This window comes from Sandarakinorhabdus sp. (genome assembly GCF_031422795.1).
Classification (GTDB): Bacteria; Pseudomonadota; Alphaproteobacteria; order Sphingomonadales; family Sphingomonadaceae; genus Sandarakinorhabdus.
Window position 1 is genome coordinate 1 of the sequence record NZ_JANPML010000305.1, and the last position, 7,225, is coordinate 7,225.

General features: G+C 64.2%; 8 protein-coding genes. 5 read left to right on the top strand and 3 right to left on the bottom strand.

Annotation, left to right across the window (positions count from 1 at the left end; genetic code table 11):
• Nucleotides 1-1,461 (top strand): chaperonin GroEL (gene groL / locus RMO81_RS11000; RefSeq protein WP_310475906.1); only part of this gene is annotated, 1,461 nt, incomplete at its 5' end.
• A gap of 146 nt (nt 1,462-1,607) precedes the next feature.
• Here groL and RMO81_RS11005 read toward each other — a convergent pair.
• Both RMO81_RS11005 and RMO81_RS11010 read right to left on the bottom strand, forming a co-directional pair.
• Entirely contained in the window at nt 1,608-2,981 is a 1,374-nt protein-coding gene (locus RMO81_RS11005; protein ID WP_310475907.1) for an MATE family efflux transporter, read from the bottom strand.
• Nucleotides 2,982-3,115: 134 nt separating this feature from the next.
• Nucleotides 3,116-3,262 (bottom strand): hypothetical protein, encoded by a 147-nt coding sequence (locus tag RMO81_RS11010; RefSeq protein ID WP_310475908.1) that lies wholly within the window; start codon nt 3,260-3,262, stop codon nt 3,116-3,118.
• Between the two features lie 55 nt (nt 3,263-3,317).
• Between RMO81_RS11010 and RMO81_RS11015 the strand changes: the two genes are divergently transcribed.
• A complete protein-coding gene (locus RMO81_RS11015; RefSeq protein WP_310475909.1) occupies nt 3,318-3,947 on the top strand; it encodes a class I SAM-dependent methyltransferase in 630 nt (209 codons plus the stop codon).
• Here RMO81_RS11015 and RMO81_RS11020 read toward each other — a convergent pair.
• The gene (locus RMO81_RS11020) at nt 3,937-4,791 is read right to left on the bottom strand and encodes a VacJ family lipoprotein (RefSeq protein WP_310475910.1); all 855 of its coding nucleotides are present in this window, start codon (nt 4,789-4,791) and stop codon (nt 3,937-3,939) included. The genes RMO81_RS11015 and RMO81_RS11020 overlap by 11 nt on opposite strands.
• Nucleotides 4,792-4,885: 94 nt before the next feature.
• On the opposite strand from RMO81_RS11020, the gene RMO81_RS11025 reads away from it, so the two are divergent.
• The 3 genes from RMO81_RS11025 to RMO81_RS11035 all read left to right on the top strand — a co-directional run.
• Nucleotides 4,886-5,860 (top strand): metalloregulator ArsR/SmtB family transcription factor, encoded by a 975-nt coding sequence (locus RMO81_RS11025; protein WP_310475911.1) that lies wholly within the window; start codon nt 4,886-4,888, stop codon nt 5,858-5,860.
• On the top strand, nt 5,857-6,801 hold the full coding sequence (metF, locus tag RMO81_RS11030) for a methylenetetrahydrofolate reductase [NAD(P)H] (RefSeq protein ID WP_310475912.1): 945 nt from the start codon (nt 5,857-5,859) through the stop codon (nt 6,799-6,801). The genes RMO81_RS11025 and metF overlap by 4 nt, the downstream gene beginning before the upstream one ends.
• Nucleotides 6,798-7,225, top strand: a 428-nt coding sequence (locus RMO81_RS11035; RefSeq protein ID WP_310475913.1) for a homocysteine S-methyltransferase family protein, incomplete at its 3' end; no start/stop codon positions are given. The genes metF and RMO81_RS11035, both read left to right, overlap by 4 nt.

Consider the following 7,225-nt stretch of genomic DNA (forward strand, 5'->3'; position numbering starts at 1 on the left):
AAGGATCGTTTTGAAAACCTCGGCGCGCAGATGGTGCGCGAAGTGGCCTCCAAGACCAACGATGCGGCCGGTGACGGCACCACCACCGCCACCGTGCTGGCCCAGGCCATCGTGCGCGAAGGCATGAAGTCGGTCGCGGCCGGCATGAACCCGATGGATCTGAAGCGCGGCATCGATATGGCCGTGATCAAGGTTGTGGAAGACCTCAAGGGCCGTTCCAAGCCGGTTTCCGGTTCGTCGGAAATCGCCCAGGTCGGCACGATTTCGGCCAATGGCGAAAGCGAAATTGGCGACATGATCGCCAAGGCCATGGAAAAGGTTGGCAAGGAAGGCGTGATCACCGTCGAAGAAGCCAAGGGCATGGACAGCGAGCTGGACGTGGTTGAAGGCATGCAGTTCGACCGTGGTTATCTGTCGCCCTACTTCATCACCAACGCCGAAAAGATGCAGGTGGAACTTGATAACCCCTACATCCTGATCCACGAAAAGAAGCTGTCGAGCCTGCAGGCGATGCTGCCGGTGCTGGAAGCGGTCGTGCAGTCGGGTCGCCCGCTGCTGATCATCGCGGAAGACATCGAAGGCGAAGCGCTGGCCACCCTGGTGGTCAACAAGCTGCGCGGCGGCCTGAAGGTTGCTGCCGTCAAGGCGCCGGGCTTCGGCGATCGCCGCAAGGCCATGCTGGAAGATATCGCCACGCTGACCGCTGGCGAGATGATCAGCGAAGATCTGGGCATCAAGCTGGAAAACGTCACCTTGCCGATGCTGGGCCAGGCCAAGCGCGTCACCATCGACAAGGACAACACCATCATCGTTGATGGCGAAGGCAATGCCGATGCGATCAAGGCGCGTGTGGAACAGATCCGCGCTCAGATCGAAATCACCACCAGCGATTACGACCGCGAAAAGCTGCAGGAGCGGCTCGCCAAGCTGGCCGGCGGTGTGGCCGTGCTCAAGATCGGTGGCAGCACCGAAGTGGAAGTGAAAGAGCGCAAGGACCGCGTTGACGATGCCCTGCATGCCACCCGCGCTGCGGTGGAAGAAGGCATCGTTCCCGGCGGCGGCACGGCATTGCTGTATGCCACCCGCGCGCTGGACGGCATGAAGGGCGCCAACGACGACCAGACCCGCGGCATCGATATCGTGCGCAAGGCCATCCAGGCCCCGCTGCGCCAGATCGCGATCAATGCGGGCCATGATGGCGGCGTTGTGGCGGGCAAGCTGCTGGAAGGCGGCGACCAGACCATCGGCTTCAACGCGCAGACCGACGTGTATGAAAACCTGGTCAAGGCCGGCGTGATCGACCCGACCAAGGTTGTGCGCACCGCGCTGCAGGATGCCGCTTCGGTGGCGTCGTTGCTGATCACCACGGAAGCCGCGATCACCGATCTGCCGGCCGACGACAAGGGTGGCGGCGGCGGCATGCCGGGCGGCATGGGCGGCATGGGCGGCATGGATTTCTAAGATCGAGTTGGCTGGCCACAGTGCGCAGCACTGTGGCCAGACTCAACGAAATCCGGCCAGCGAACGAAAAGGGCAGCCCTAACAGGCTGCCCTTTTTGATTCGTCTGACGGCGCGGCTACGCCGCGCATTTCCCTTCCTTCTGCCTTCACCGCAAAAGCGGACTCGGCGGCTTCGCCGCCGGACGCGCCCGCCACACCGCCAATGCATTTACCAGCCCAAACACCACCGTGCCGGTTGCTGCCGCTGCGTAAACGCCGGCAACTGGTGCCGATTGGGCTGCCATCCACGCGGCACCGCCTGCGGTGATGATCAGCCTGCTGACGCCAGCCGCCAGTGCCCCGCGCATCTGCCCGAGCCCTTGCGCTGCGAAATACAGCATCAAGCCCATCCCGAAGAAACAGTAGACCGGGCCGGCGATCTGGAACCACAAATGCCCAGAAGCAAAGACCTGCGGATCGCTGGTGAACCGGTCAAGCCAAAGGCCGGGCGCGATGAGCAAGAACGCGCTGATCAGCGCCGAACCGAAAAACCCCAGCATGCCGGCCAATTTGGTAATCGACCACGCGCGGTCATGCAGGCCGGCCCCAGTGGCCGCGCTGACCATGGTCAACACGCCGGTTCCAACGGCAAACAGCAGGGGGATCATCAAATTGTCGACGCGTGAGGCAATGCCATAGCCGGCCAGGGCCTGCACGCCATATTGGCCAACCGATCCGGTGATGGCGAGCAAGGTCACACTGGACAGCACTGTGCCCAGCGCCGAAACGAGACCAACGCCCATGATGGCGCGCACCGGCTGCGCCCGCGCCGGGTGCCAGTGCAGATGCAATGGGCCGTCGCCGCGCCGCAACCAGCGCACGTAAATGATCAATGAGCCGACGTAATAAAGCAGGGTGGCAATTCCGGCGCCGGCGATGCCCAGCGCTGGCAGTGCGCCCCAGCCAAAGATCAACAGCGGCGAAAGCGGTATCAGCAGCGCGGCGCCACCAAGCGAAACGATGGCCGGCAATTTGACTTCGCCCGCTGCACGCAAGGCCGACCCGATCAGATTGACCATCCAGAAAACCACCGAGCCGCCGAATATCCAGCCTGAAAAGGCCAAGGCCTGATCCAGCGTGCCGCCGCGCGCACCCAGCGCTGCATACAGCAGTGGCCCACCCAGCAGCGCTGCCGCCGTGAACAGGATGCCAAACCCGATCGCGATCAGCATGGCATGCCATAGCAACTCATTGGCGCGGGCCTGGTCTCCAGCGCCTTTGGCGCGGGCGATGGCGGCCGCGACGCCGCCGCCGATGCCGCCGCCGCTCATGGCGCCCATCAGCAGCACCAGCGGCAACACCAGCGAGACAGCGGCAATGGCCTGGGTGCCGAGCTGGCTGACCCAATAAGCTTCGAGCACGGTCACAAAATTCTGGGCCAGGATGACGACGATCACCGGGAGGGTGAGCCGCGCCAGGGTGGGCAATACGGGCGCTGTGAGAATTGCCGTGAAACGCGGATCAACCGGTCTGCTGCTCATGATCGTGGCCTGCCTGAAAAGGTTCGCACGCGGCGGCGCACGGCAAAGCATGTCGCATGCACATGGCGGCACGGACTTGGCCAGCCAGCGACGCGGGCCTGCGACACCGCGTTCCGCGGCGTTCATTGCCGTTTTCAGGGGGCGGGCTTGCTCTCTGCCTCTGCCGCCATCACGTCACTATTGGCCTTGTCGATCACCGCCTGCTCATTGCCGGCAGGGGCTTCGTCGCCCTTGGAACAGGCGGACAGCAGCAAAACGAGAATGATCAAAGCGGCGCGCATTCCCTGACGATAGGCCGGTCTTGGCAACCCGCCAAGCCCGTGCGACCATTGCTGAATGGGCATTTATTCTGAAACCATCTTTCCATGGCTGCTCGACAAAGCGTTGGGCCATCCCAACATCATGCGACGGCGGCAGGCCTTGGTCAGCCAGGCCAGCGGCGACGTGTTGGAAATCGGCTTTGGTTCCGGCGCGACCTTGCCCTTCTATGATCCGGCCATAGTGACCAGCCTGACCGTGGTGGAGCCATCGGAAGGCATGAACCGGCGTGCGGCGGCACATCTGGCTTCGTCGCCCGTGCCGATCAAGTCCGTGCCGGGCGCTGGCGAACGCCTGCCCTTTGCCGATGCCAGCTTTGATACGGTGGTGTGCTGCCTCACACTGTGCAGCGTGCAGGATGTGGGCCAGGTGCTGGCCGAAGTGCGGCGGGTGCTGAAGCCCGACGGGCGCTTCCTGTTCATGGAGCATGTGCTGTCTGACGATCCGCAGCGGCAGCGCTGGCAGCAGCGGCTGAACCCGGTGCAGCGCGTGGTCGGCGTGGGCTGCAACCTCAACCGGCCATCGGCGCAACTGGTGCGCGACGCTGGTTTCAGGCTCGATCCGATGCCGCGCCAGGAGGAGGAACATGCCTTTGGCGCATTGAAGAAGCTGACGCCGCTGGTGATGGGCAGCGCAGTCAGGGCTTAGGCGGCGCTGGCTCTGACGCTGCGGGCGCTGGCAGCTCAGCTACTGGCACAGGCTCTGCAGCGGGCGCCTCGGTCGGCTCATCGGCGAACGGGTCTTCCTCTGCCGGCAATTCGCCATCGAACAACAATAGCCGGCGGCGCTGCAGATAGGCGGATTTGGCCAGCGTATAATCATCAAGACTTTCGGCGAGCAATTTGTCGGCGCCGGTTTCGATCAACTGATTGCGGAAATTGATGATGCGCCCGGTGGGCATGCCGATGCGCACATCCCAGCCGGGGCTGAGCCAGGCGTTGCGGGCGAAATCGGCCGGATCGATGAAGAAATCAAACGGCGTCATGATGCCATCGCGCAGGGTGGACGGGCCGAACAGCGGCAGCACCACATAGGGCCCGGATTTCACGCCCCAGCGCGCCAGGGTCTGGCCGAAGTCTTCCGGCTCCTTGGGGCGGCCAAGATCGGTGGCGACATCCATGATGCCGGCAATGCCCAGCGTGCTGTTGAGCATGAAGCGATCGAGCGTGCGGAAGGCCTGGGCGAACTTGCCCTGCAGCACGGCGTTGGTGAGATTGGCCGGCTCGCCATAATTGCCATAGGCGTTGGCGACGGCAGTGCGGGCCGGGCGCGGCACGACGGCGCGGTACCCGATGGTCACCGGCTTCATGACCCAGCGATCCAGCCCCTTGTTGAAATTGTGCATGCGCCGATTGGACTTTTCCCACGGATCGGCTTCGGCCCGGGCAAGATCGGTGCTACCAAAGCGGCCAGTGGCAGAATTGGCACTGGTGCTGGCGCAAGCCGGCAGCAGAACAAGTGCGGCGAGCGCGATCAGGGGGGCATGTCGCATGGCCTGATGTTTGCCACGAAGCGCTGCTGGCTTCAATCGCGCGACATCACATAAAGATTGCTTTATGTCTTTATGTGGGTGTAGAAGACTGGTCATGGAACAGTTGCTGGCCATATTCCGCGCCGTTGGTGATCCCAGCCGGTTGCGCATCCTGTTGCTGGCGCGCGGCATGGAGCTGGCGGTGGGCGAAATCGCCCAGGTGCTGCAACAAAGCCAGCCGCGTGTGTCGCGCCATTTGCGCATCCTGGCCGAATGCGGCCTGGTCGAACGCGTGCGCGAAGGTGCCTGGGTGTTCGTGCGGCTGGGGCCTGCGGCCATCAGCGGCCCGGCGCTGGCGGCAATCGATGCCTTGGCCGATGCCCTGGCCGATGGGTTGGTTGGCGGGGGCGATCTGGGCGCTGGCGATCGCGCGCGATTGGCCGTGGTGCGTGCCGATCGTGCGGCCGCGGTAGACAGCTGGTTTGCCGCCCATGCCGGCGAATGGCAGCAGGAACGCGCCCTGCACAGCAGCGAAGCGGCCGTGGAAGCCGCGATCCGCGCTGCGCTGGGGCCGGGCGATCTGGGCGAATTGGTTGATGTTGGCACGGGCACCGGGCGGATGATCGAGCTGCTTGTTGGCCAGGCGACGAGCGTGCTGGGGTTGGACCGCAACCCGGAAATGCTGCGCATTGCCCGCAACCGGCTGGAGGCCGCCGGGCTGACCGGCGCGCGGGTCCAGAGCGCCGATATGTACCAGCTGCCGCTGGCCGCCGCCGCCTGCGACACGCTGCTGCTGCATCAAGTGCTGCATTATGCCGATGATCCGGCTGCCGTGATTGGTGAGGCCGCGCGTGTGCTGCGTGCCCATGGCCGGCTGCTGGTGGTCGATCTGATGCCGCACACCCGCGAGGAGCTGCGGGTGGAGCGTCGTCACCTGCGCCTGGGCTTTGCCGATGAAACGGTGCTGGGCTGGATGGAGAATTCCGGGTTGAACGGCGCGGTGGCACAGCAATTGCCCGCCGCCGGCGACGACAAGTTGGGCGTGACGATTTGGCTGGCGCAAAAGCCGGCCGTGAAGGTGAACGGATGACACTGACCTTGAACCAGATGGCGGAAGCCGCCCGCGCCTTGAATGGCCCGCTTTACGCCGATTTGCCAGGCGATCTGGCGGTGAGTTTTGAGTTTTTTCCGCCCAAGACCCCGGCCATGCAGGAAAATCTGTGGCAGGCCGTCGAGGCGTTGGTGCCGTTGAACCCGCGCTTTTTCTCGGTGACCTATGGGGCGGGCGGCACGACGCGCGAACGCACCCATGCCACGGTGGCGCGCATTGCCAGTGAAACGCCGATCCCGGCGGCGGCGCACCTGACCTGCGTGAACGCCACTGCCGACGAACTTGATGGCATTGCCGATGAATATTGGGCTGCCGGTGTGCGCCACATCGTGGCGCTGCGTGGCGACCCGCCCCAAAGTCCCTTGGGCGGCGAGGCGAAGTTCCAGCCCGTGCCCGGCGGCTATGCCAGCGCCGCCGAACTGGTCGCCGCCCTGAAGCGCCGGCATGATTTTGAAATCTCCGTAAGCTGCTACCCCGAAGTCCACCCGGAGGCCGCCAGCCCACGCTCTGATCTGGATGCGCTCAAGATCAAGCATGATGCCGGCGCGACCCGCGCCATCAGCCAGTTCTTCTTTGAACCCGATACCTTCTTCCGTTTTCGTGACCAGGTGGCCGCTGCCGGCCTTGATATCGAACTGGTGCCGGGCATCCTGCCGGTGAGCAACTATGCCAGCCTGAAAAAGATGGCGGCGGGATCGGGCACCCATCTGCCAGACTGGATGGGCCGGCTGTTTGAAGGGCTGGACGACAAGCCCGCGGCGCGCCAATTGGTCGCCGCGACAGTGGCTGCGGAAATGTCGCGCCGGCTGTATGCAGGCGGGGTGCGCCACTTCCATTTCTACACGCTCAACCGCGCCGAATTGTCTTACGCCATCTGCCATCTGCTGGGCGTCCGCCCGGCCCAGGAGACCCAAGCATGACCAGTGCCGCCAACGACCTTCGCGCCGCGGCTGCCACCGGCATATTGGTCAAGGATGGCCCCTATGGCACGGCCATTCAGAATCTCGGGCTGACGGCGGGTGATTATGCCGGCGATATCCCCAGCAATCACGATCAGAAGGGCAACAACGACATTTTGAACCTGACGCGGCCCGATGCCATCGCCGGCATCTGCAAGCGTTATATCGCGGCCGGCGCGCATCTGCTCGCCACCAATACCTTCAACGCCAACCGCATCAGCCAGGCCGATTACGGCATGGAAGACCGCGTGCGCGAGATCAACCTGGCCGCCGCCCGCATCATGCGCGAATGCGTGGACGAAGCCATTGCCGCCGATGGCATTCCGCGCTGGGTGGCCGGATCGTTGGGGCCGACCAACAAGACATTGTCGCTGTCCCCGCGCGT

Coding starts and splice junctions, on each gene's coding strand:
- RMO81_RS11025 (WP_310475911.1), top strand. CDS start 4,886: ATGGAACAGTTGCTGGCCATATTCCGCGCCGTTGGTGATCCCAGCCGG.
- metF (WP_310475912.1), top strand. CDS start 5,857: ATGACACTGACCTTGAACCAGATGGCGGAAGCCGCCCGCGCCTTGAAT.
- RMO81_RS11015 (WP_310475909.1), top strand. CDS start 3,318: ATGGGCATTTATTCTGAAACCATCTTTCCATGGCTGCTCGACAAAGCG.
- RMO81_RS11020 (WP_310475910.1), bottom strand. CDS start 4,791: ATGCGACATGCCCCCCTGATCGCGCTCGCCGCACTTGTTCTGCTGCCG.
- RMO81_RS11005 (WP_310475907.1), bottom strand. CDS start 2,981: ATGAGCAGCAGACCGGTTGATCCGCGTTTCACGGCAATTCTCACAGCG.
- RMO81_RS11010 (WP_310475908.1), bottom strand. CDS start 3,262: ATGCGCGCCGCTTTGATCATTCTCGTTTTGCTGCTGTCCGCCTGTTCC.